The organism is Methylobacterium sp. Gmos3 (genome assembly GCF_056430985.1).
The window spans coordinates 688,225-711,077 of record NZ_JBWJYL010000001.1 but is presented as its reverse complement, the minus strand read 5'-3'; the positions used below and the strand labels follow the sequence as shown (position 1 = coordinate 711,077).

Annotated in this window: 20 protein-coding genes and 1 rRNA gene; 4 read left to right on the top strand and 17 right to left on the bottom strand. The window is 70.4% G+C overall.

The genetic code is table 11. The features are described 5' to 3' along the window. The 10 genes from ACS5Q7_RS03420 to ACS5Q7_RS03375 all read right to left on the bottom strand — a co-directional run. A 16S ribosomal RNA gene (locus ACS5Q7_RS03420) occupies positions 1 to 117 on the bottom strand; the annotation flags it as partial. Between the two features lie 485 nt (positions 118 to 602). Then, complete coding sequence (locus ACS5Q7_RS03415; protein ID WP_478337994.1) at positions 603 to 1,406, bottom strand: MBL fold metallo-hydrolase; 804 nt, start codon at positions 1,404 to 1,406, stop codon at positions 603 to 605. Positions 1,407 to 1,458: 52 nt separating this feature from the next. After that, complete coding sequence (locus tag ACS5Q7_RS03410) at positions 1,459 to 2,238, bottom strand: TatD family hydrolase (protein ID WP_478337993.1); 780 nt, start codon at positions 2,236 to 2,238, stop codon at positions 1,459 to 1,461. A gap of 252 nt (positions 2,239 to 2,490) precedes the next feature. Continuing rightward, positions 2,491 to 4,062, bottom strand: a complete 1,572-nt coding sequence (gene metG / locus ACS5Q7_RS03405; protein WP_478337992.1) for a methionine--tRNA ligase — start codon at positions 4,060 to 4,062, stop codon at positions 2,491 to 2,493. A gap of 42 nt (positions 4,063 to 4,104) precedes the next feature. Then, complete coding sequence (locus ACS5Q7_RS03400) at positions 4,105 to 5,145, bottom strand: DNA polymerase III subunit delta' (protein WP_478337991.1); 1,041 nt, start codon at positions 5,143 to 5,145, stop codon at positions 4,105 to 4,107. Then, on the bottom strand, positions 5,138 to 5,812 hold the full coding sequence (tmk, locus tag ACS5Q7_RS03395; RefSeq protein WP_478338024.1) for a dTMP kinase: 675 nt from the start codon (positions 5,810 to 5,812) through the stop codon (positions 5,138 to 5,140). Before tmk ends, ACS5Q7_RS03400 begins: the two co-directional genes overlap by 8 nt. A gap of 16 nt (positions 5,813 to 5,828) precedes the next feature. Next, entirely contained in the window at positions 5,829 to 7,049 is a 1,221-nt protein-coding gene (locus tag ACS5Q7_RS03390) for a D-alanyl-D-alanine carboxypeptidase family protein (RefSeq protein WP_478337990.1), read from the bottom strand. A 324-nt stretch (positions 7,050 to 7,373) separates the two neighbouring features. Beyond that, positions 7,374 to 8,606 (bottom strand): septal ring lytic transglycosylase RlpA family protein, encoded by a 1,233-nt coding sequence (locus ACS5Q7_RS03385; protein ID WP_478337989.1) that lies wholly within the window; start codon positions 8,604 to 8,606, stop codon positions 7,374 to 7,376. A 255-nt stretch (positions 8,607 to 8,861) separates the two neighbouring features. Further along, complete coding sequence (locus ACS5Q7_RS03380; protein ID WP_478337988.1) at positions 8,862 to 9,197, bottom strand: ribbon-helix-helix domain-containing protein; 336 nt, start codon at positions 9,195 to 9,197, stop codon at positions 8,862 to 8,864. Further along, positions 9,181 to 9,828, bottom strand: a complete 648-nt coding sequence (locus tag ACS5Q7_RS03375; RefSeq protein ID WP_478337987.1) for a division plane positioning ATPase MipZ — start codon at positions 9,826 to 9,828, stop codon at positions 9,181 to 9,183. Before ACS5Q7_RS03375 ends, ACS5Q7_RS03380 begins: the two co-directional genes overlap by 17 nt. 342 nt (positions 9,829 to 10,170) lie before the next feature. Here ACS5Q7_RS03375 and ACS5Q7_RS03370 point away from each other — a divergent pair, with 342 nt between their 5' ends. Beyond that, a complete protein-coding gene (locus ACS5Q7_RS03370; RefSeq protein ID WP_478337986.1) occupies positions 10,171 to 10,728 on the top strand; it encodes a PAS domain-containing protein in 558 nt (185 codons plus the stop codon). A 69-nt stretch (positions 10,729 to 10,797) separates the two neighbouring features. Then, entirely contained in the window at positions 10,798 to 12,438 is a 1,641-nt protein-coding gene (locus tag ACS5Q7_RS03365; RefSeq protein WP_478337985.1) for an acyl-CoA synthetase, read from the top strand. Between the two features lie 4 nt (positions 12,439 to 12,442). Here the strand turns inward: ACS5Q7_RS03365 and ACS5Q7_RS03360 are convergent, their stop codons facing one another. Continuing rightward, positions 12,443 to 12,586: a hypothetical protein gene (locus tag ACS5Q7_RS03360; protein WP_478337984.1), complete on the bottom strand. Its 144-nt coding sequence runs from the start codon at positions 12,584 to 12,586 to the stop codon at positions 12,443 to 12,445. Between the two features lie 255 nt (positions 12,587 to 12,841). Between ACS5Q7_RS03360 and ACS5Q7_RS03355 the strand changes: the two genes are divergently transcribed. Beyond that, positions 12,842 to 14,059, top strand: a complete 1,218-nt coding sequence (locus ACS5Q7_RS03355; RefSeq protein ID WP_478337983.1) for an alpha/beta hydrolase — start codon at positions 12,842 to 12,844, stop codon at positions 14,057 to 14,059. 203 nt (positions 14,060 to 14,262) lie between these two features. Next, entirely contained in the window at positions 14,263 to 16,512 is a 2,250-nt protein-coding gene (locus ACS5Q7_RS03350) for a TonB-dependent siderophore receptor (protein WP_478337982.1), read from the top strand. Here ACS5Q7_RS03350 and ACS5Q7_RS03345 read toward each other — a convergent pair whose 3' ends face one another. The 6 genes from ACS5Q7_RS03345 to hflX all read right to left on the bottom strand — a co-directional run bounded on the left by ACS5Q7_RS03345 (position 16,513) and on the right by hflX (position 22,687). Beyond that, positions 16,513 to 18,024, bottom strand: coding sequence for a PhnE/PtxC family ABC transporter permease (locus ACS5Q7_RS03345; RefSeq protein WP_478337981.1), 1,512 nt, complete (start codon positions 18,022 to 18,024; stop codon positions 16,513 to 16,515). It abuts the gene before it with no gap. Further along, positions 18,024 to 18,689 (bottom strand): ATP-binding cassette domain-containing protein, encoded by a 666-nt coding sequence (locus ACS5Q7_RS03340; RefSeq protein ID WP_478337980.1) that lies wholly within the window; start codon positions 18,687 to 18,689, stop codon positions 18,024 to 18,026. The genes ACS5Q7_RS03345 and ACS5Q7_RS03340 overlap by 1 nt, the downstream gene beginning before the upstream one ends. A gap of 14 nt (positions 18,690 to 18,703) precedes the next feature. Continuing rightward, on the bottom strand, positions 18,704 to 19,591 hold the full coding sequence (locus ACS5Q7_RS03335) for a putative selenate ABC transporter substrate-binding protein (RefSeq protein WP_478337979.1): 888 nt from the start codon (positions 19,589 to 19,591) through the stop codon (positions 18,704 to 18,706). 102 nt (positions 19,592 to 19,693) lie between these two features. Next, positions 19,694 to 19,924 carry a hypothetical protein gene (locus tag ACS5Q7_RS03330; RefSeq protein WP_478337978.1) on the bottom strand — a complete coding sequence of 77 codons (231 nt, stop codon included), beginning with the start codon at positions 19,922 to 19,924 and terminating at the stop codon, positions 19,694 to 19,696. 106 nt (positions 19,925 to 20,030) lie between these two features. Next, positions 20,031 to 21,281: an adenylate/guanylate cyclase domain-containing protein gene (locus ACS5Q7_RS03325; RefSeq protein WP_478337977.1), complete on the bottom strand. Its 1,251-nt coding sequence runs from the start codon at positions 21,279 to 21,281 to the stop codon at positions 20,031 to 20,033. After that, positions 21,278 to 22,687, bottom strand: a complete 1,410-nt coding sequence (gene hflX / locus ACS5Q7_RS03320) for a GTPase HflX (protein ID WP_478337976.1) — start codon at positions 22,685 to 22,687, stop codon at positions 21,278 to 21,280. Before hflX ends, ACS5Q7_RS03325 begins: the two co-directional genes overlap by 4 nt. Positions 22,688 to 22,853 lie beyond the last annotated feature (166 nt).

Here is a 22,853-nt window from a genome sequence, read left to right as displayed (position 1 = left end):
ACGTTCCCACGCGTTACTCACCCGTCCGCCGCTGACACCCGAAGATGCCCGCTCGACTTGCATGTGTTAAGCCTGCCGCCAGCGTTCGCTCTGAGCCAGGATCAAACTCTCACGTTAAAGAGAATGATCTCAGCTGATCACGTATAAATCTCAGACGGAGCCTCACATCGAACGCAATCGCTTCACAGCGAAAGGTCCGGTGAGCTCAAAAGGAGATCCAACAGATCAGCGTCTCGTCTCTCACGATCCAGCAAAAGCCAGATCCGCAAGGACAACCGAGAACGCCGTCCGCGTCTCCCTTCCTCAATATCACAATGTCAAAGAGCCGAAGTCTCACACCCCGAGGCGGAGCCCTCACACCCTACGAGACCCACGAACCGTTCCACACCCGGCTTAAACCACCACCAGGCACGTCCCATTCGATTGTCCGGTAAGGCCGCCCGCCTCAGCGCTACCTCAGCAGCACCAGAGACAGACAAGTCAGCGTCCGGTTCGCTTCCGCGGCCGGCGCCGATGAACAGGGGTATACGCAGTCGGCTCAGGGTCGTCAACAGCGATTTACGCGAAAATGCCGAATCCCGCGCCGCAGCCTGTCGCAGCCCTCACGCGGGGAGGGCGAGGACCAGCCCGTCATGGGCCGGCACCACGTTCTCGGGCAGGCGCGCGGCGAGGGCGGCGTAGTCGAGATCGGTATGGAGGTTGGTGAGCACCGCCCTGCCCGGCTTCACCTGCGCGATCAGGTCCAACGCGTCGGAGACCGAGAAATGCGTCGGGTGCGGGGTGTCCCGCAGGGCATCGATGATGAGCAGGTCGAGCCCGTAGAGGCGCTCCAGGCTCCGGGGCGGGATCAGGCTCACGTCGGGCATGTAGGCGGCCTTGCCGAAGCGGAAGCCCAGCGCCGGCTCGTTGCCGTGCTCCACGGGGAGGGGTTCGGCCTCCACCGCGCCGCCCGGCCCCTCCACGGCCACCCTCCCCTCGTGGGCGAGGTCGCGGAGGTCGAGGATCGGAGGATAGTCGCTGTCCTCGGGCTGCACGAAGCAATAGCCGAACCGGGCGCCGAGCAGGCTGCTGGTGCGTGCATCGGCATAGACCGGAATGCGCGCGCGCATGCGGATCACCAGCGGGCGCAGGTCGTCGATCCCGTGGGTGTGGTCGGCGTGGGAATGGGTGAACAGCACGGCGTCGAGCCGGTCCGTCCCCGCGTCGAGGAGCTGCTCGCGCAGGTCGGGGGAGGTGTCCACGAGAACGCTGGTGCGGCCCCCCTCCCCTTCACGCTCCACGAGGATCGAGCAGCGGCGGCGGCGGTTGCGCGCCTCGTTCGGATCGCAGGCGCCCCAGCCGCTGCCGACGCGCGGCACGCCGCCGGACGAGCCGCAGCCAAGGATACGCAGGGTCAGCGTCGCCATCCGGATCTCCCTGGCCGGTCGTATCGCGGGAGGGCGGCGCCTGTCACGCCCGTCAGGCCTGCGCCCGGTCGAACAGACGGAAGAAATTGGCCGTGGTGAGCCGCGCCAGCTCCTCCTCCGGCAGGTCGAGGGTCGCGGCGAGCGAGCGCGCGGTGTGGGCGGTGTAGGCCGGCTCGTTGGTGCGCCCGCGATAGGGCTCCGGCGCCAGGAAGGGCGCGTCGGTCTCCACGAGGATCCGGTCGCGGGGGACCTTGCGGGCGATGTCGCGTAATTCGTGCGAGCGGCGGAAGGTCACGATTCCCGAGAAGGAGACGTACAGGCCGATCTCCACCCCCACCTCGGCGAGCCGGGCGCCGGAGGAGAAGCAGTGCAACACCGCCCGGAACGGTGCCTTGGCCATCTCCTGCGTCAGAACCTGCTCCATATGCGCGTCCGCGTCGCGGGCATGGATGACGAGGGGGAGGTCGCTCAGCCGCGACGCCTCGATATGGGCGCGCAGCACCCGCTCCTGCACCTCCGCCGGGGCGCCGTCGGGATAGTGGTAGTCGAGCCCCGCCTCGCCGATGCCGACGCAGCGCGGATGGTCGGCGAGCGCCGCGATGGTCTCCGGCGGCGTGTCGGGCTCCTCCCCTGCCCCATCGGGATGGGTGCCCACCGTGAACCATACCTCGAGGTGCGCTTCCGCGATGGCCCGGTAGGTCGCGACCTTCGCGACGCGGGTCGAGATGGTGAGCATCCCCCCGACGCCCGCATCCCGGGCGCGGGCGATCACACCGGCCAGGTCGCTGGCGAAATCGGGGAAGTCGAGATGGCAGTGGCTGTCGATGAGCATGGGCGTCGTCGCGAAGGGCGTTTCTTGTTTCCCCTCCCCCCTCTGCGGGGGAGGGTGGCACCCGCGTGAGCGGGTGACGGGAGAGGGGAACCCGGTTTCAGGACAGGGCGAGCGTGGGGTGAGGGGCGGTGCCTGATCCTGCACCGTCGCTCCCCTCTCCCGACCCCCTTCGGGGGCCACCCTCCCCCACAGAGGGGGGAGGGACATCACGCCGCGGCCCTCTCCCCGCAGGCGGGGAGAGGGGAATGAGTGTCACGCCGCCGGCGTTTCCGGCCGCTCGAAGCGGGGGAAGACCGGGCTCGGGGCGGGCAGGGGCGTGCCGGCCTTGAGGCGGCCGCCCTCCCCAAGCTGCGCGAAGGTCCGGGCGTCGGCCGGCACCGCCAGCAGGTCGAGGAGCTTGCCCGCCGAGTCCGGCACGAAGGGCTGCACGAGGATCGCGACGGAGCGGATCGTCTCCAGCGTGGTGTAGAGCACCGCGTTCATCCGCGCCGGGTCGCTCTTGCGCAGCTTCCACGGCTCCTGGCCCGCGAAGTAGCGGTTCGCCTCGGCTACCACTGCCCAGATCTCCGCGAGGATCGCGTGGAGCGCCAGGTCCTTCATCAGGCCGCGCGCCCTGTCGGCGAGCGCATCGGCCTGGGCCAGCATCGCGCGGTCGACCTCGGCCAGTTCGCCCGGCTCCGGCACGGCGGCGTCGCAGTTCTTGCCCACCATCGAGAGGGAGCGCTGGGCAAGGTTGCCGAGGTCGTTGGCGAGGTCGGCGTTGATGCGGTTGATGATCGCCGCGTGGTCGTAATTGCCGTCGCCGCCGAAGGGCGCCTCGCGCAGGCAGAAATAGCGCACGGCATCGACGCCGAAGGTCTCGGCGAGGTCGAACGGATCGACCACGTTGCCGAGCGACTTCGACATCTTCTCCCCCTTGCTCAGGAAGAAGCCGTGGCCGAACACGCGCTTGGGCAGGGGCAGCCCCGCCGCCATCAGGAAGGCGGGCCAGTAGACCGCGTGGAAGCGCACGATGTCCTTGCCGATGACGTGCAGGTCCATCGGCCAGAAACGGCTGTTCGGATTCGTCTCGTCGGGGAAGCCGGTGACGGTGAGGTAGTTCGTCAGGGCATCGACCCAGACATACATGACGTGGCCGGGATGCTCCGGCACCGGCACGCCCCAATCGAAGTTGGTGCGGCTGACCGAGAGGTCCTTCAGCCCGGCGCGGACGAAGCTCGCCACCTCGTTGCGCCGTGTGTCCGGCCCGATGAAGCTCGGCTGCTCCTCGTAGAGCGCCAGCAGCCTGTCCTGGTAGGCGGAGAGGCGGAAGAGGAAATTCTCCTCCTCCATCCAGACGACGGGCGTGTCGGTGGCGATCGAGCGGCGGGAGCCGTCCTCCATCAGCCGCGTCTCGGCCTCGTCGTAATAGGCCTCGTCGCGCACCGAGTACCAGCCGGCGTACTTGTCGAGGTAGATGTCGCCGTTGGCCTCCATCCGGCGCCAGATCGCCTGGGCGGCCTCGTAATGGGCGGGCTCGGTGGTGCGGATGAACCGGTCGTAGGAACAGCCCATCCGGTCGGCCATCTCGCGGAACTTCGCGGAGGTGCCGTCGACGTAGTCGCGCGGGGTGATCCCCGCCTTGATCGCCGCCTGCTGGATCTTGAGACCGTGCTCGTCGGTGCCGGTGGAGAACAGCACGTCGTAGCCGTCCAGCCGGTGGAAGCGGGCGATGGCGTCGGTGGCGATCACCTCGTAGGCGTGGCCGATATGCGGCGCGCCGTTCGGGTAGGAGATCGCCGTCGAGAGGCTGAAGGTCTTGCGGGGGGAAGGGCCGTCCGTCACGCTCGCGTCCGCTGATCGAGGGACCCGGGACGCCCCGCTCCGTCACCCCGCCCGGCTCAGGTCGGCGAAGAGCGACAGGACGACGGGCCGGCGGTCGAGGTTGTAGGAGGCGGCCTCCCGGGCGCTGCGGGCGAACTTCTCACACACCTCCACGAGCGCCGCAAGGCGCTGCACCGGCTCCCCCTGCCGCCGGTCGAGTTCGGCGGAGACGAAGCGCAGCACCGCGTCGCCGGCGGCGGCGAAGCGCTCCTCGCCGTCGCGGCCGGCGAGCGTCTCGGCGAGCTTGAGCACCCGGCCCCAATCGGGGTCGGCGGCGCGCGACAGCAGCGTCTCGACCTCCGCCACGAGGCCGGCGGTGACGGGATCGACGAGGCCGAGCGCCCGGCCGACCGAGCCCTCCGCGAGGCCGATGGCCCGCGCCAGGGTGGAGTCCTCCGGCTGGGCGAAGGGTGGGGGCAGGGCGCGGATCGCCCGTTCCACCTCCCCGTCCGCCAGGGGGCGCAGGATCATCGCCCGGCAGCGGGAGCGGATCGTCGGCAGGAGCCGGCCGGGCTGGTGGGCGAGGATCAGGAACAGGGCGCGCGGGGGCGGCTCCTCCAGCACCTTGAGCAGGGCGTTGGCGGCGTTGGCGTTCAGGTCCTCGGCGCTGTCCACCACGCAGATCCGCCACCCGGAATCGGTGGCGGTGGAGGCGAAGAGGTCCAGCGCCTTGCGCACCATGTCGACGGAGATCTTCGTCGGCAGGGTCTTGGCCCCGTGCGCCTTGTGCCGGCGCAGGGCCACGAGGTTCGGATGCGACAGGCCCGCCACCTGCCCGTGGATCGGGTGGTTGTCGGGGATCGCCAGGCCGGCCGGCCCGGTGCCCTGCGGATAGGCCAGGAGCCGCCGGGCCACCCGGTAGGCCAGGGTCGCCTTGCCGATGCCCTGGGGGCCGCCGATCAGCCACGCATGGTGCAGCCGCCCGGCGGCGATGCCCTCCGCGAAGGCGGCCTCGGCCGCGCCATGGCCGATCAGCGTCGCGGTCTCGCGGGGGCGGGGGATGCCCGCCCGATCGCCGATCTCCTCGTCCGCCGCCTCAGCCATGGGCACCCTCCCCGGCCAGGGCCGGCAGGCGCGCGGCGACGGTGGCGGCGATGGCGGCCTCGACGGCATCCGGGTCGGCGGTGGCGTCGATCACCGCGCAGCGCCCCGGTTCGTGAGCGGCGATGGCGAGGAAGGCGGCGCGCAGGCGCGCATGGAAGCTCAGGGCTTCCGCCTCGAACCGATCCGGCCCCTCCCCCCGCGCGGCGGCGCGGGCGAGGCCGATCTCCGGCGGCAGGTCGAGGATCAGGGTCAGGTCGGGCCGTGTGGGGCCGACGACGACCCGCTCCAGGGCGGTGAGCACGGACGGGTCGAGCCCGCCCGCCGCGCCCTGGTAGGCGCGGGTGGAATCGCTGAAGCGGTCGCAGATCACGGTCTCGCCACGGGCCAAAGCCGGGCGGATCAGCCGGTCGAGATGGTCGAGCCGGGCGGCGCTGAACAGCACGGCCTCCGCGAAGGGGCCGTAGGGCTTGGCCGCCCCGGCGAGCAGGGCCGCGCGGATCTCCTCGGCATAGGCCGAGCCGCCGGGCTCGCGCGTCACCACCACCGGCCGGCCGGTGCGGGCGCGCAGGGTCGCGGCGAGGCGGGCGACCTGGGTCGACTTGCCCGCCCCCTCCCCGCCCTCGAACGTGATGAAGAGGCCTCCCTTCGGGGGCTTCGGGTCCTGCATCGTCACGGGCGCGCGGTCACGAGGGGTTGGCGGCGGCCCGGTCCTCGGGCTTGGCGCCCGAGGCCTTGTCGAAGGCCTTGCGCATCAGCCCGGTGCCGAATTCCAGCGCCGCGTCCATGGCCCGCTGGCTGAGGGTGCCCTGCCCCACCGAGGCGCCGGCATAGAGCGGCAGGTCGAGGGCGACCGTATCGCCGCGCTGGACCCGCAGCACGCCGACCTGCTGGCCCTCGGTGACGGGGGCGACGAGGGGACCCTGGTAGATCACCTTGGCACTCACCTTGTCGCTGGCGCCGCGCGGCAGGAGCACCCGCACCGGCTTCTTCGCCACGAGGGGGACCGAGCCGGCATCGCCGCCATAGACCGAGGCCTCCGCCACGGTCTCGCCGGGGGCGAAGACCTGGCGGGGCTCGAACGCCCGGAAACCCCATTCCATCAGCTTGCGCGATTCCGAGGCCCGGTCCCGCGCGGTCTTGAGGCCGGAGACCACGAGGACGAGGCGCTGGCCGTTCTGCACCGCCGAGCCGGTCAGCGCGTAGCCCGATTCCTCCAGGAAGCCGGTCTTGAGCCCGTCCGCGCCGATGTCGAGGGTGAGGAGCGGGTTGCGGTTCTGCTGGCGGATCTTGTTCCAGGTGAACTCACGCTCGGAGAAGATCTTGTAGAGGTCCGGGTAGGTGTCGATCAGGTGGATGGCGAGCTTGGCCATGTCCCGGGCGGTCACCTTCTGGTCCGGCGCCGAGTAGCCGGTGGCGTTGCGGAAGGTGGAGTTCGTCAGGCCGATCTCCTTGGCCCGCTGGTTCATCAGCCCGGCGAAGGACTCCTCGGCGCCGGCCATGTTCTCGGCGATGGTGATCGCCGCGTCGTTGCCCGACTGGACGATCAGCCCGCGCAGCAGGTCCGACATCTTGATGCGGCTGTTCACCTGCGCGAACATCGAGGAGCCCCCGCCCCCCGCGCCGCCGCGCTTCCAGGCGTCCTCCGTCACCGTGAACTCGGTGTCCATGGAGAGGCGGCCGGATTTCAGCGCCTCGAACACGATGTCCGTGGTCATCAGCTTGGCCATGCTGGCCGGGGAGAAGCGCTCGTCGGCGGCCTTCTCGAACAGGACCGAGCCGGAATCGGCGTCGATGAGGATCGCGTGCGGCGCCGCCGTCTGAAAGGTCTGCGCCGATGCCGGCGCGGCGAGCGCCATCGCCATGGCGACGCCGGCACCCAGGAGAGACAGAACGGTCCTGCGCATCGCGGATCTCCGGCGGGTCGGCGTCACGCGTCGGAAACCGGCGGCGCGAAACAACTCAGGCGGCAACGAGCGTGACCATATCGCGTTTCCCCATCGGGATCGAACGCGAATTGCCGCAATGCGGCGCCCAGAGCCATGATTGAACAGGTCGGTTCAGCTCAGCCTCCCCCTCTCGACCCTCATCCTGAGGTGCGGCGAAGCCGCCTCGAAGGAGGGCTCCAGGGATCGCGGAGCCTTGTGGAGCCCTCCTTCGAGGCCCGCTGAGGCGGGCACCTCAGGATGAGGCCGAGGGTTGGCGCCGCCTCAGCGTGATCGGCGGCCGCCTTAATAGATGCCCGCGTAACGCGCGCCGTGTCCGGCGGCCTTGGCGGGGGGCTCGGACGCCTTCGCGACCTGCTTCACCACCGGCTTCGCGGCGCCCTTCACGGTCTCCTTGGCGGCCGGCGCCGCCTTGGCGCTGAGCTGGGCCATGGCGAGGCGGGCCGAGGCCGGCATCGCGGCGGGCGCGCCGCGTCCGGTCGGACGGTGGGGCTCGGGTGCCGCCGCGGCGAGGCGGGTCGGGGCCGGGGCGAGCTTGCCCGCGATCTTGGCCGAGGCATGGGCCGAGGGGTGGGCCGGGGGATGCAGGGCGGCCGGGTTGCCGCCGAAGACGGAGATGGCCGCCACCTTGACCGGGGCGAGCTTGACCGCCGCCGTCTGGACCGGCGCCGGCTTGAACTCCCGCGTGCGGCTGGCGGTGGGCTGAAGGGCGGCCGGCACGGAGACGGCGGCGCTCGCCAGCACGATCGGCGCACGGACGGGGCGGCGCGGAGCCTCCTCGGCCGCTTCCTCCCGCTCGGGGGCCGGCTTGTAGGCCAGCGGCGTCGCCCCCCGGCTGAACTTCTCCGTCTCCTCCACCGGGCCGAGATCGGCCACCATCACCGCCGAGCGCCCGCCGGCCGGCTGGCCATCCGTGCGCAGGGTGGCGAGGAGCTTGCGGTCGTCGGAGCCGGCAAGCGAGGCCTTGCCGACATATTCCACACGCACGTGGGCCGTGCCCTTGCGGTGGAAGCCCAGGGCCTCGGCCGTCTCCTCCGAGACGTCCATGACGCGCCCGGCATGGTAGGGGCCGCGATCATTCACCCGCACGATCATCGAGGAGTGGTTCTCAAGGTTCGTCACCCGGACGTAGCTCGGCAGCGGCAGGGTCGGGTGGGCGGCGGCGATGGAATGGCGGTCGAACACCTCGCCGTTGGCCGTCATCCGGCCGTGGAAGGCGGAGCCGTACCAGGAGGCGAGGCCCTCGCGGACGTAGCCGGTCGGGTTCTCGCGGGGGGCGTAGGTCTGGCCGGCGACCACGTAGGGCTTGCCGGTGTAGCGGCGCCCGCCGCCCTTGGGGATCGTGTCGCCCTCGTTATAGAGGCGCGGGCTCGCCTTCACCCCGTATTTCGGATCGACGCCGTTGCCGCTCGCGGCGAACTTGGTGGCGTTGTTCGAGGCGCAATTGGCTGTGGCGAGCGCCACGCCCGAGACGGCCAGGAACCGCAGGGCCAAACGCCCGGGTCGAAGGTGCGTCATGCGCGGGGACACCAACTCTACGCGTGGAAACCGGACGTCTCCCGGCATGCCGGGTCCACGAACAATTGTCGGCGTGACGTAAAGGAAGGCTGAACGGGTCGCTCAGACAGGCGACGATCCACCGCTCCGCTTGAGACGCCGCGCGAGAGTCACGGCGTAAAGGCTTCCGGCCATACGGTTTCTTAGCCGCAGCCGAAAGCGCTCCTCGCGCAGAGCGCGAGGATTGCGACTTATCTCCTTGCGATGAAGCGAGAATCAGCGCGGAGAATGATCCGTGAGCTGGGCGATGGAGCGTGAGCCGCGCTGCTTGAACAGCAGGTCGAGGGCTTCGAGCATCAGGCCGTGCATCTTCGTACGCTCGGCATGGGCGAGGTCGCGCAGCTGGTCGTAGACCGCCGGCTCCAGATAAACGGACATCTGGCGTGCGCGCTGCTTCAGCGTCCGGGTCTCGGGCGCCGGCTCCGGCCGGGCGGCGGGGGTGAGGGCGACGATCTCGGCGCTGCGCTGGACGGTGCGCGCCTGAGCGGGGCGCTCCGGCGGCGTCGCCGCCGCGACGATGGCCGCGAGGCTGAGCTTAGGCGGCTTGGACATGCTTGTCCGTCCGGGCGTTCTGGCTGCGGCGCTCGATCCAGGACCAGAGCTTGCGCACCTCGGCGGCGGCCTGGCCCTTCGGGTTCAGCTCGGTGACGCCGAGGCCGAGGCCGATCGCGTCCTGGTGGTCGGTGCGGGCGACGATGTTCACGTCCGGCAGGATGCCGAGAACGGCGAGGCCGTCGGCGGCGTCGCGCACCCGGTAGGAGCGGGGCGGGGTCTGGTTCAGGACGAAGGCGAACTTCTTCTCCAGCCGGTAGATCGCGGCGAGCGTCGGCTTGAAGGCGCGCAGGTCGGCGGGGGTCGGCCGGCAGGGGATGATGCACAGGTCGGCGGCGCGGATCGCCGACAGGGTGCCGGGGGAATCGACGCCGGGCGTATCGATGAAGACGAAGTCGTAGGCCGAGTCGCGCAGGCGCTCCATCACCGGCTCCAATTGAGCGGCGTCGATCTGCGCGACCTCCGGCCCCTCGACGGTGCGGTGGTCGAGCCAATCCGAGACGGTGGCCTGACGGTCCATTTCGAGGATGCAGACGGAATGGCCCGCCTCGCGGGCGGCGACGGCCAGGGAGATGCAGAGCGTGCTCTTGCCGCTCCCGCCCTTCTGGGTGACGAAGGTCAGCGCTTTCATCCGGGACGTCCTCCTGCCGAATGCGGGAACGACGCCAGGATGACACGGGAGCCGTGCAACCTGAGGTCGCCGATGGGCATCCTGTGCGATCCTGCGATCCAAGGATGTCAGGATCCCGAGTTGGCCTCGGCATGGTTAACGCTTCGTTAAGGCACCCTTTGCCCCGATCACCCCACGGTGTTGCGGAAAATTCGGTGGAAATCATACTTCAGGTTTAGAAATGGATGAGAATCCTTCAGGCGGTCTTTTCAGTGTCCGGTGAATGACGTAGCTTGTTTCCAGAGGGGCCGGAGGCACTGGGGCACTCTAACCTCAGGTTAAACAGCGGCCAGGACGATCACGATGGACTCACCGATCCCGCAATCCGTGCTCAAGGCGTCCGGCGTCGTGGGCACCTGGGTGCATGACCACTGGGCGGGCTGCCTGTCCCTGTCGGGCGCCTTCCCCGGCCTGCTCGGGCTCGATCCGGTGGCGGCGGCACAGGGCGTGCCGCTGGAAACCTTCCTCGACCGCACCCATCCGGACGACCGGACGCGGATCGAGAACTACCTCTACGCCGTCGGGGCGATGGGCGGGCCGGTGGAGGCCGAGTTCCGCACCCGCGACTCGCGGTCGGGCATCCGCACCCTGGTGATGCGCGGCCGGATCGAGCGCGACGCGAGCGGGTCCGTCGCGCAGGGCTGCGGCATCGCCATCGACCGCACGGAGGAGCAATCCGCCGGCCTGCTCCACATCGAGCAGGTGATGAACCGCATGGCGGAGCACGTCATCGCCCTGCGCGGCCTCGCCCAGACCCTGCAGCGCCCGGTGCTGATCGAGCGCGTCGAGCGCCTGATGATCGAGGTCGGGTTCGAGCTCGCCCGCCACCTGCCCGAGCCGGAGGACGAATCCCGTCACTGAGCCGGCCCGCAGGCGATTGAACTGCCGGGCGCCGTCACGCTACCGTCCCCGCCAACGACGGAGGGGACGATGGGCGACACGATCTACGACCGGGATCTCGACCGGGTCGCGGCCAATTACCAGCCGCTGACCCCCCTCCTCTATCTCGACCGGGCGGCGCGGGTCTTCCCCGATCATGTCGCGGTGGTCCATGGCGGGCTGCGCCGGACCTATGCCGAACTCTACGACCGCGCCCGCCGCCTCGCCTCGGCGCTGACCGCCAGGGGCATCGGCCGGGGCGACACGGTCGCCGTGCTCCTCGCCAACACGCCCGAGATGGTCGAATGCCACTATGGCGTGCCCATGACGGGGGCGGTGCTCAACACCCTCAACACCCGCCTCGACGCCGCCGCGATCCGCTTCTGCCTGGAGCATGGCGAGGCCAAGATCCTGATCACCGACCGGGAATTCTCCCGCATCGCCGGCCCGGCCCTGGCGGAGATGAAGGCGCGTCCCCTCGTCATCGACGTGGACGATCCCGAATACGACGGTCCCGGCGAGGCCCTGGGCGAACTCGGCTACGAGGCGCTCCTCGCCGGCGGGGACCCGGAGGCGGAATGGTCCCTCCCCTCGGACGAGTGGGACGCGATCTCGCTGAACTACACGTCCGGCACCACGGGCGACCCGAAGGGCGTGGTCTACCACCATCGCGGCGCGGCCCTGCTGGCGCTCGGCAACGTGGTGACGGGCGGGCTCGGGCAGCACCCGGTCTATCTCTGGACCCTGCCGATGTTCCACTGCAACGGCTGGTGCTTCCCCTGGACCCTCTCGGTAGTGGCCGGCACCCATGTCTGCCTGCGGCAGGTGCGGGCCGAGGCCATGTACCGTCTGATGGCCGAGCACGGCGTCACGCATCTCTGCGGCGCGCCGGTGGTGATGCAGCTCCTCATCAACGCCTCGGACGCGGAGCGGCGCCCCCTCCCGAACCGGGTGTCGTTCTTCACCGCCGCCGCCCCGCCGCCCGAGGCGGTGCTCGCCGGCATGTCCGAGGCGGGGTTCGACGTCACCCATCTCTACGGGCTGACGGAGAGCTACGGGCCGGCGGTGGTCAATGCGTGGCACGCGGATTGGGACGCCCTCTCCGCCGACCAGCGGGCGGCCAAGAAGGCACGGCAGGGCGTGCGCTATCCGGTGCTCGAAGCCCTCGACGTCCGCGACCCCGAAACGCTGGACTCCGTGCCCGCCGACGGCAAGACGATGGGCGAGGTGATGATGCGCGGCAACGTCGTGATGCGCGGCTACCTCAAGAACCCGAAGGCGACGGAGGCGGCCTTCAAGGGCGGCTGGTTCCGCACCGGCGACCTCGGGGTGAAGCACCCGGACGGCTACGTGCAGCTGAAGGACCGCTCGAAGGACATCATCATCTCCGGCGGCGAGAACATCTCCTCGATCGAGGTCGAGGACGCCCTGTTCAAGCACCCGGCGGTGGCGGGCGCCGCCGTCGTGGCCCGGCCTGACCCGAAATGGGGCGAGACCCCCTGCGCCTTCGTGGAACTGAAGCCGGGGGCCTCGGCCTCCGCCGACGACCTCATCCAATGGTGCCGGGGGCGGCTCGCCTCGTACAAGCTGCCGCGCCACGTGATCTTCGGCGAATTGCCCAAGACCTCCACTGGCAAGGTGCAGAAATTCATCCTGCGCACCCGCGCCCGCGAGGGGACGGAGGGCGCCTGACGCCTCAATCCCGGCGGGCGCGAATAGCCTTCACCCGCACCGGGACCCGGCGGGGCGCCAGGGACGCCTGAAGCGCGGCAAGGCCCATCGCGGCGAGTCCGGCGGCCAATCCGGAGACGAGGACGGCCTGGGCGAGTGTGGGATCCACGTGAGGTTCCTCCTGAACGTCTCGCCCAAGGTGGCGACGCTTGGCCGACTTCGCCAGCGTTCCCGGCATCGATCCTGGCATGCGCCCTGGGGATGCGGTGACGCAGGCGTGGAGGCGCCGCACGAATTGTCATGCTGATCGGGTAGCGAGTCCCGATGCGCGTTCGCCGGCCTGGGATATGGGAGGCGGGCCGGCGCGTTCCCGTGCGCTCGCGACGGTCGATGGGCGGACGGGACAGGGAAGCCGGGGGATCGGATGGATCGGTACGGGTGGGGTTTCGGCGCGATGACGGCGGCGCGGGTCGCGGGCCTCCTCCTCGCGGGATGCCTTGTCGCTCCCGTCGTCCACGCTCAGGGAACGGTGGCGCGTCCCGCCAACGAGCCCGCCGCCCCGGCGGCCAGCGACCCCATCACCCGGTCGAGCTACTTCTTCGTCGGCGGCCGCTACCAGAAGGTCGGTGAGAAGAACCTGATGGTCGGCCAGATGTTCGTGGAGGTGCGCACCCCCGCGAAGGTCACGCAGCCCTATCCGGTGGTGATGGTCCACGGCCTCGCCCAGACCGGACTGAACTTCATGACCACGCCGGACGGCCGTTCCGGCTGGGCGCAGCGCTTCGTGGAATGGGGCTACCAGGTCTACGTGGTGGATCAGGTCGGGCGCGGGCGTTCCGGCACCAACCCGGAGGTCTACGGCCCCTACGACCGCTTCGGCACCCGCGAGCTGGAGCGCACCTTCACCGCGCCGGAGGTCTACGATCTCTATCCCCAGGCCAAGCTGCACACGCAATGGCCGGGCGGGGCGGGCGTCCAGGGCAATGCGAGCTTCGACCAGTATTTCGCGAGCCAGGTGCCCTACCTCACCAACAGCCAGCAGACGGAGGATCTGGTCGACACCGCGCTCGCCGCCCTCCTCGACCGGACGGGTCCGGTGGTCCTCGTCACCCACGGCCAGGGATCGCTGTTCGGCTGGGCGCTGTCGGATTCCCACCCCGATCTCGTGAAGGCGCATATCGCCGTCGAGCCCGGCGGGCCGCCCTTCTTCGACGTGAAGGTCCGGGGCGGCAAGGATTTCTGGGAGAAGACGGGCGAGGGCCGCGCTCGCGCCTACGGCATCACCCGCATGCCCCTGACCTTCGAGCCCCCGGTGAAGACGCCGGAGGACCTCGCCGTGATGCAGCAGGCCAAGGCCGCCGCCGACGGGCAGATCCGCTGCTGGCTCCAGGGTGACCCCGTCCGCTCCCTGCCCAACATCGCGAAGGTGCCCACGGTGATCGTGACGGCGGAAGCCTCCTTCCATGCGGCCTACGACGATTGCACCGCCGCGTTTCTCACGCAGGCTGGCGCCAAGCCCGAGGTGATTCACCTCGCCGACCAGAAGGTGCGGGGCAACGGCCACATGGTCATGGTCGAGAAGAACAGCGACCTCGTCGCCGACACCGTGATGGGCTGGCTCTCCGGGCGCATCCGCCCCTGAGGGACGCCCGACACGCGGGCGTGATCGATTCGCCACAGGGTTGCATAAGCGTTCGCGACGCCCTTGCGAGCGTGGCCGCTGCCACGTACCCATGGCGAAAAGCGCAGTTGGCGCAATAGTTTATCATCATTCTAAACAGCGCGGCAGCCGCGCCGGGTCTTCCCGGCGAACGGGGTCGGCTGACCGTTCGAGGAGTCGAGGCAGTGAGAGTCGGTCGTTCATTCAAGGGAGCCGGCACGGGCATCACCCGGACCCTGATCCTCGCCGGCGTTTCCCTTGCCGCCTTGACCGCCGCGCGCGCACAAGAGGCCGCCCCGCGGGGCGGCGCGAGCGTGCAGCTCGACGAGATCAGCGTCGAGAGCCGGGGCGCGGGCGGGGTGACGGGGCCGGTGGCCGGGGGCGCCTCCATCGGCTCGCCCGCCGGCGTCGAGGATCCGCGCGGGCCGGTTGCCGGCTACGTAGCGACGCGCTCGGCCACCGCCACCAAGACCAACACGCGCCTCGTCGAGACGCCGCAATCCATCACCGTGGTCGGCCGGAAGCAGATCGACGCGCAGAACGCACAGACCCTGACCCAGGCGACGCAATACGTGGCCGGCGCGTTTTCCGGCAGCTTCGGCTTCGATACGCGCAATACCTTCATCTACCTGCGCGGATTCAATGTCAGCGATTACGGCATCTACCGGGACGGGCTGCAGACGCTGAATTACGGCTTCGGCTACTTCAACGTGAACACGTTCGGCCTGGAGCGGATCGAGATCCTACGCGGCCCGGCGGCGGTGCTGTTCGGTGCGGGCTCCCCCGGCGGCATCGTCAACCAGGTGAGCAAGCGGCCGACCACCGAGCCCTTCGGCTATGTCGAGGTCGGCGGCGGTTCCTTCGGCCAGAAATACGCGGCCTACGATTTCGGCGGGCCGGCCGACAAGGAGGGCCACTGGTTCTACCGCGTCACCGGCTACGGCCGGAACGGCGGCACGCAGGTCGATGGCGCACCTGACGACAGCTATTCCATCGCCCCGAGCGTCACCTACCGCCCCGACGGGGCGACGAGCCTGACGGTGCTGACCTCGTTCCAGCATGACACCAGTGCCGTCACCGCGAACTTCCTGCCGTATATCGGCACGGTGCGCCCGCAGGCGCTCGGCCTGCGCATCTCCCGCTCGCTCAACGTCGGCGACGCGCGGCTCAACACCTACCAGCGCGATCAAGCCTTCCTCGGCTACGAGTTCGAGCACGTCTTCAACGAGACCTGGGCCTTCCGCCAGAACCTGCGCTATTCGTTCGGCGAGAGCTTCCAGAATTCCGACATCGGCCAGCTCGGCTACGCCGTCGGCGATGCGACGCAGACCCAGCTCGCCCGCTACCAGTTCCGCGACCATGCCCGCGTGAACATCTTCCAGGTCGACAACCAGGCCGAGGCGCGGTTCTCGGACGGCTTCTTCCGCCACGACGTGCTGATGGGGCTCGACTACAAGGATTACCGCCTGTCCGACAATCAGGCGTCGCTGTTCCCGGCCTCGAACCTCAACATCCTCGCCCCGACCTATGCCGGCGCGGATGGCAACCCGACCCCGTACCTGATCAACTCCAACACGTTCACGCAACTCGGCCTCTACGTGCAGGACCAGATCAAGATCACCGATCGGCTGACCCTGCTGCTCGGCGGGCGGCAGGACTTCGCCGACAACCGGGTGGTCGACAAGCTGTTCAACGGCGCCGGCACCACCGGCCGCAGCGACACCGGCACGACCTACCGCACGGCGCTGATCTACAATTTCGACAACGGTCTCGCGCCTTATATCAGCTACTCGACCTCGTTCCAGCCGCTGATCGGCACCGGCCGCCTCAGCACCACCTTCAAGCCGGAGACGGGCACGCAGATCGAGGGCGGCGTGAAGTTCGAGCCGCCGGGCCAGGGCTATTTCCTGACGCTGGCCGGCTTCGACATCCACCGCAAGAACACCCTGACGCCGGACCCGGTGAACACCCTGTTCCAGGTGCAGCTCGGCGAGGTCCGCTCCACGGGCTTCGAGGCGCAGCTGGTGGCGAACGTGTTCGAGGGCCTCGACGTCGCCGCCTCCTACACGATCTACGGTCTGACCAACGAGCGCGGCGGCGCCGACATCCTCGGCAAGGTGCCGGTGAACGTGCCGGAGAACTTCGCCAACGCCTTCTTCGACTACACGATCCCCGTGGGCGCCCTGCGCGGCTTCGGCTTCGGCGGCGGCGTGCGCTACTTCGGACGCTCCTTCGCGGACACGGCCAACCTCTACCGGGTGCCGGATTACGTGCTGTTCGACGCGCAGGTCCATTACAACTGGGACCACTGGCGGCTCGCCGTCACCGCCACGAACATCGGCGACCGCCGCTACGTCTCCTCGTGCCAGGCCTTCAACTCGTGCTTCTACGGCGACGCCCGCCGGGTGCTGGCGAGCCTGAGCTACAAGTGGTGATCAGGCCTGGTCCGAGAGCCGCGTCGGCAGGTCGGTGATCCGCAAGCCCCGGCGCAGGGCGCGGGAGAGCGCATCGACGGCCATCGTCATGAGGGCGGTGGCCGCGATCAGCACCACGGCCACGTCGAGGCGCAGCTCCGAGATGGCGGCATCGACGTAGAAGCCGAGGGTCGTCACGCCGAGGATGCCGAAGATGGCGCTCTCCCGCAGGATCAACTCCCAGCGGTAGAGCAGGAAGGCGAGAAACTGGCCGTAGAGCCGGGGCAGGGTCTCGTAGGCGTAGAGGTTCAGGCCGCGCGGCGCGTCGGGCCGGTAGGGGATGGCGTCGGCGTGCCGGCCCATCAGGTAGCCGATGATCCCGGCATTGTGCAGCGACAGGGCGATGATCGCCGGCAGCATCGAGGGGCCGAGCAGCTGCAGGCAGAGATAGGCCAGCATGTATTCCGGCGTGGAGCGCACCACGACGAGGAGCCCCCGCCCGAAGGGCCGCCCCAGGGGCCCGGTGAAGCGCCGGGCGGTGAGGGGGAACAGGAGCAGGGCGCCGAGCGCCGTCGCCACCAGGGCGATCTGCGCCAGCACCAGGGTCTGCGCGGCGCCGGGCAGGATCTGGTCGGTGAGGATCGGCCGGAACCACGCCCAGAGCGCCGTCCAAAGGGACATCCAAGACCCCTCCCCGCCCCGGAGCGGCGCGGGCACGATGTCGTGGGTGAGGAAGCGGACGAGGCTCGGGCCGATCGCGGCATGGCCGATGGCGGGCGGCAGGGCCAGGAGGGCGCCGACGAGCAGGACTGGCAGAGTCCCGCGCCGCACCCAGAGTCGCCGCGTCCCGATCAGCGCGTAGAACACGAGGAGCAGCGCCCCGGCCTCGGCATAGCGCCCCTGCCGGAAGGCGGATTCGAGGGTGAAGCCCATGGTCGGCAGGCCAATGAAGCCGAGCACGAGGCTGGAGCGCATCCCGCATTCGAGGCGGTAGAGGGTGTAGTCCGCGAAGCGCCCGGCGAGGTCGGGAAGGCGGGCATAGGCGAAGGCCGAGACCGCCCCCGTCCCCGGCGGCAGGACGCGCAGGCCCGAGAGGTCCGCCTCCTCGATGATCTCCGAATAGACCTTGGCGCAGATCCCGGCATAGGGCAGCGCGATGGCCAGCACCCCGGTCGTCGCCGAGAGGCCGAAGACCTGCATCAGCAGCAGCGCCCAGAACAATTCGTGCACCGAGCGCAACGCGGCGCAGGTCACGCGCACGATCCGCGAATGAGCGAAGGGGATGGCGAGCAGGAACCCCGCCCCGGCCCCGCACCCGACGCCGAGCACCGCGAAGGCCACCGTGTAGACGACGCTCCAGCCCTCGACGGACCAGAAGTCCGGCCGGATCAGCCCCGCGAGGAGCCGCGAGAGCTCCGCGAACGGGTGCAGGGTGGTGACGTGCAGGTCCGCCACGGCGAGGCAGAGCAGGGCGGCGAGGGCGAAGCCGCCGCTGACCGCGCGATAGCCCGGCACGCGCGGGGCGAGGCGCATCAGGCGGCCTCGTAGAACGGCCTGAGCCGGGCGGGATCGACCTCGGAGGCGGGGGCGTCGAGGACGATGCGCCCGGCCTCCAGCACCACGATCCGGTCGGCCTGCGCCAGCGCCAGGGCGATGTCGTGCAGGGCGAGGATCAGTGTCCCGTGGGTCGCGGCCAGGGTCGCGAGCACGGCGGCGCCCTGGCGCGGATCGAGCGCCGAGACCGGCTCGTCGCCGATCAGCACCGGGCGGCCGTTGTAGAGGGCGCGGGCCACCGAGACCCGCTGCTGCTGCCCGCCCGACAATTCCCCCGCCTTCGCCCGGAGCTTGTCCGCCATGTCGACGCGGGCGAGCACCGCCTCGACTTCGGCGAGGTCGGCCCTGGCCGGGCGGACCAGGGTGCGCAGGTTGTACAGGGTCGAGCGGCGGTCGAGGCGGCCCATGTAGACGTTGTGGAACACCGACAGGGTCCGCACCAGGGCGGCCGCCTGCGGCACCAGGGCGACCTGCTCGGGGATCCGCTCGCGGATCAGCCCGAGCAGGGTCGACTTGCCCGCGCCGGAGCGGCCCATCAGGGCGACGCGCTCGCCCGCGCGGATCGTGAGGTCGATGCCCGACAGCACCTCGCGCCCGCCATAGGCGGCCCGCGCGCCCTTGAGGACGAGGAGGGGTTCGGACACCGGCCTGTCCCGGATCAGTCGAGCAGGCCCGTCGCCTTGCCGACCTCGATCAGCGGTTCGTAGGCGGCGTTGGTGACGGGGATGAACTTCGAGCGTCCGAACGGTTCGAGGATCGCCGGATCGGTGACGCCCACCAGCGCCGCCCGGAGCTTCTCGGTGAAGCCGGCGCCGTAGGTCGCGTCCACGTCGCCGCGCACCGTCCATTGGTAATCGGGGAAGGGCGGGCTCTCCCAGATCACCGAGACGGCCTTGGGATCGACCTTGCCGGCCTTGCTGTCGAGGTCCCACACCGAGAAGTCGACGGCGCCGACCTCGAACGCGCCGGATTGCACGAGCTGGATCGTGCGCGAATGGTCGCCGGAGAAGCCGACGCGGGAGAAGATCTGCTCGGGGCTCTTGCCGGGGAAGGCCTCGCGGATCCGGTATTCCGGCATCAGCCGGCCGGAGGTCGAGGCGCGGGCGCCGAAGGTGAAGGTCTTGCCGGCGATGGATTTCGGGAAGTCCGCCGCGCGGGTCAGGCCGGTCGCGGCGTTGGCGATGAGGTAGAAGCGGAAAGCCGCGTCCTCGGCGCCCTGCGCGATGGCCTGCGAGCCCGGCACCGCCTTGCGGGCCTGGACGCCGGTGAAGCCGCCGAACCACGCGAGCTGCACCTGACCGTTGGTGAAGGCGGTGACGGCCGCCGGATAGCTCTTCACCGGCACGTAGCGCACCGGCACGCCGAGCTTACCTTCCAGATACTGCGCGACCTTGCCGAACCGCTCCACGAGGCGGCTCTCGTCCTGATCGGGGATGCCGGTGAAGACCAGCGGCGGCTTACCTTGAGCCCGCGCCGGCCCCGCCAGCGCGAGCCCCGCCGCCAGCAGCCCGCAGGCGAGCCGCGCGATTCCACCGATTCCGATCATCGAGTCCCGATCCCGTCCCGGCGCGCGCGGTGGCGCCCCCGCCGCTGCCACGTAGAGCACGGAGCGGCGGAGGGGAATGCGCCCGGCGCGCCGGAGCCGCGATCAGTGATGGTGGTGACGGCGGTGATGATGGTGCCGGTGGTGGCGCATCCCGTGGCCGCGCATCATGGTCCGCGACCCCATCCGGGCCTGGCTGTGCATGTTGCCGAAACGGCCGTTGCCCTGAGCGGCGGCGTCCCGGTCGAGGCCGTCGCCGGGGGCGGCGAAAGCCGGAGCGGCGGTGCCGGCGGCCAGCCCGAGGACGAGCATCGCACCGAGAATGGTCTTCTTCATGGGAATGAACTCTCCGCGGCCACGCGCCGCCCCGGGCGAACCCCCTGCCTAAGAGGAAGTTCCTGGCGCACGGGAACGTGATCGGCCGGCAATTCTTTCCGGCGGATCAGGATTCCGCGTCGAGCGTGTAGAGGGCGCCGTGCTCCGTTTCGGTGCCGGGGACCGGGCGGGGCCGGAACGGCGTCGCGTGGGGGCCGCCCAGCAGGCGCACGATCTCCTCCGAGGCGGCGACGGCGAGGTCGGCGGCCTTGGCGCGGACCTCGATGCGGGCCAGCATGTTCATCGCCGGCCCGAGCACCGTGTACTCGGCCCGCACCCCGTCATCGAACACGCCGACCAGAAGGTCGCCCGCGTGGAGGGCGGTGGCGGTGCGGATGACGAACCGATCCTCCGCCCGGCGCCGCGTATTCACCTCCGCGAGGCGGACCTGGATGTCGAGGGCGCAGGCGGCGGCGGCCTGGGCCTGCTCCTCCGGCGTGCCGGTGATGAACTGCGCCAGCACCGCGTCGCCGATATACTTGTCGACCATGCCCCCCTGGGCGCTCACCGCCGCTTGTGCCTGCGCCCGCACCGCCATCAGGGCCGCCACCATCTCCTCCGGCGGATGCCGCTGGCTGAGGGCCGAGAAGCCCCGGATGTCGAGGATCAGCAGGCAGGCATGGCGGCGATGGAGGCCCATCGCGTCGGAGGCGAGGTCGCGGGCGATGGCGTTCGGCACGAAGCGGGCGAGCCGCCCGCGCTCGCGCTCCACCTCCAGCGTCCGGTCCACGGCCCGGCGCAGGCGGGAGACCCCGTCGATGACGATCAGGCCCGTCGCGACGAAGGTCGCGAGGCCGATCACCTGCATCGGCGCGTCGCCGTTGACCCCTGGGAACAGGGCGGGATAGGCGAGCCCGACGAGGAAGGCCGCCACCCAGCTCGCCGTGACGACGGCGCAGAACAGCAGGGTGTGGGACACCTGCATGCCCAGGCCGGTCTGCAGCAGGAGCAGGTAGGCCGGCAGGCGGCTCACCGCGTCGGCGCCCTCCCCCGTGCCGCCCCCGGCCATCATGTGCTCCACGATGACGTAGACCGCGAGCAGGGCGTTGAGGCCGGTTCCCGCCCAGGAGGAGGCCGTCGCCGATCTGCCCCGGCCGCGCTCGCCGATCCCGAACCACACCGTGCCGAGCCCGTAGAGGCCCAGGATGATCCAGTGGCTCATGGCGTGCAGGGAGCCGTCATACGCCTGCGCGGCCATGAGCAGCACGAGGAGGATCACGATCCTGAGCGCGGTGAGGCGCGGCAGGCCACCCTCCTGCATCACCCGCAGGGCGGGGTCGCGGTCGGTCTCCCCAGCCGCCATCGCGGGCAGCCTCATCCGGCGCGGCCGAGGCGGCGGGCGCCGCCGAAGCGGTTGAGGAAGCGCGGCTCCTTCTCGGGAGCGATGCGCACGGCCAGATGCAGCGTCCCGTCGGCTTCCGCCCGCCGGTCCAGGATCTCGGCGTTCTCGTAGAGCCAGTGCAGGGCGGCCCCGTCCTCCGGCGGCAGCGACACCGCGAAGCTCGTGCGCGATTTGGCGATCCGCGCCTCGATCCGGCTGGTGAGGGCGGACAGCCCCTCCCCCGTCAGCGCCGAGACGAGGACCGGCGCATCGCTGTCGCGGTCGTTGCGCACCCGTTCCTGGCCGGACAGGTTGGTGAGCCGTGTCCGCTCGCCCTCGTCCAGCAGGTCGGACTTGTTCCAGACCTCGATGAGCCGCCCGTCCGCCGTGTCGATGCCGAGCTCGTGCAGCACCTGCCCCACATCCTCGGCCTGGGCCGCCGTATCCTCGTGGCTGACGTCGCGCACATGCAGCAGCACGTCGGCCTCGATGGCGTCCTCCAGCGTCGCCCGGAAGGCGGCGATGAGCGGAGTCGGCAGGTCGGAGATGAAGCCCACCGTGTCGGAGAGGATCACCGTCTCGCCGTGGGGCAGCTTGGTCGCCCGCGCGGTGGGGTCGAGGGTCGCGAACAGCATGTCCTTCGCCGTGACCTCGGCGCGGGTCAAGGCGTTGAACAGGCTCGACTTTCCGGCATTGGTGTAGCCCACCAGCGCCACGATCGGGTACGGCACCCGCGCCCGGCTCTGCCGGTGCAGGCCGCGGGTGCGCACGACGGCGTCGAGGTCGCGCTCGATGCGGGTCATGCGCTCCTGGATCATCCGCCGGTCGGCCTCGATCTGGGTCTCGCCGGGGCCGCCGAGGAAGCCGAAGCCGCCGCGCTGGCGCTCCAGGTGGGTCCAGGACCGGACGAGGCGCGATTTCTGGTAGGCGAGATGCGCGTGCTCGACCTGCAGCGTGCCCTCGCGGGTGGAGGCGCGGCGGCCGAAGATCTCCAGGATCAGGCCGGTGCGGTCGATGACCTTGGCGCCCCAGGCCTTCTCGAGGTTGCGCTGCTGCACGGGCGAGAGGGCGCAATCCATCACCACGAGGCCGATCTCCTCGGCCTTGACCAGCCCGGCGATCTCATCGACCCGGCCCTTGCCGAGATAGGTCGAGGGCCGGATGCGCGGCAGGGTGATCGGCAGGCTCTGGACGACGTCGAGCTCGATGGCGGCGGCGAGGCCGGTCGCCTCGTCGAGCCGCGCCTCGACCGAGCGTGACGGCGCGGCGGTGCGGCCGGGCAGGGTCGTGGCACGCGCGAGATAGGGGCCGATCACCAGGGTCCGGGTCGAGGCGGCGATCTCGCCCTCGGGCGCCGCGTGGGCCCGGAGGCGGGCCTCACCCGAGGTCAAAGTCTCGCTCATGCAGGATTGGCGCTCGCCGGTTCGCTTGTGTTCGCTCCCGCTCATATGGGCTTGGGCGGAGCGGATGCCAACGGGCTGGCCTTCGTCCCATCATCCGGGGATCACGTCACGATGCGTCCCACCCTCTTCCTCATCCTGAGGTGCCCGCCTCGGCGGGCCTCGAAGG

Coding starts and splice junctions, on each gene's coding strand:
- ACS5Q7_RS03415 (WP_478337994.1), bottom strand. CDS start 1,406: ATGGCGACGCTGACCCTGCGTATCCTTGGCTGCGGCTCGTCCGGCGGC.
- ACS5Q7_RS03390 (WP_478337990.1), bottom strand. CDS start 7,049: ATGCGCAGGACCGTTCTGTCTCTCCTGGGTGCCGGCGTCGCCATGGCG.
- ACS5Q7_RS03385 (WP_478337989.1), bottom strand. CDS start 8,606: ATGACGCACCTTCGACCCGGGCGTTTGGCCCTGCGGTTCCTGGCCGTC.
- tmk (WP_478338024.1), bottom strand. CDS start 5,812: ATGCAGGACCCGAAGCCCCCGAAGGGAGGCCTCTTCATCACGTTCGAG.
- ACS5Q7_RS03365 (WP_478337985.1), top strand. CDS start 10,798: ATGGGCGACACGATCTACGACCGGGATCTCGACCGGGTCGCGGCCAAT.
- ACS5Q7_RS03370 (WP_478337986.1), top strand. CDS start 10,171: ATGGACTCACCGATCCCGCAATCCGTGCTCAAGGCGTCCGGCGTCGTG.
- ACS5Q7_RS03400 (WP_478337991.1), bottom strand. CDS start 5,145: ATGGCTGAGGCGGCGGACGAGGAGATCGGCGATCGGGCGGGCATCCCC.
- ACS5Q7_RS03380 (WP_478337988.1), bottom strand. CDS start 9,197: ATGTCCAAGCCGCCTAAGCTCAGCCTCGCGGCCATCGTCGCGGCGGCG.
- ACS5Q7_RS03410 (WP_478337993.1), bottom strand. CDS start 2,238: ATGCTCATCGACAGCCACTGCCATCTCGACTTCCCCGATTTCGCCAGC.
- hflX (WP_478337976.1), bottom strand. CDS start 22,687: ATGAGCGAGACTTTGACCTCGGGTGAGGCCCGCCTCCGGGCCCACGCG.
- ACS5Q7_RS03355 (WP_478337983.1), top strand. CDS start 12,842: ATGGATCGGTACGGGTGGGGTTTCGGCGCGATGACGGCGGCGCGGGTC.
- ACS5Q7_RS03375 (WP_478337987.1), bottom strand. CDS start 9,828: ATGAAAGCGCTGACCTTCGTCACCCAGAAGGGCGGGAGCGGCAAGAGC.
- ACS5Q7_RS03335 (WP_478337979.1), bottom strand. CDS start 19,591: ATGATCGGAATCGGTGGAATCGCGCGGCTCGCCTGCGGGCTGCTGGCG.
- ACS5Q7_RS03345 (WP_478337981.1), bottom strand. CDS start 18,024: ATGCGCCTCGCCCCGCGCGTGCCGGGCTATCGCGCGGTCAGCGGCGGC.
- ACS5Q7_RS03330 (WP_478337978.1), bottom strand. CDS start 19,924: ATGAAGAAGACCATTCTCGGTGCGATGCTCGTCCTCGGGCTGGCCGCC.
- ACS5Q7_RS03325 (WP_478337977.1), bottom strand. CDS start 21,281: ATGAGGCTGCCCGCGATGGCGGCTGGGGAGACCGACCGCGACCCCGCC.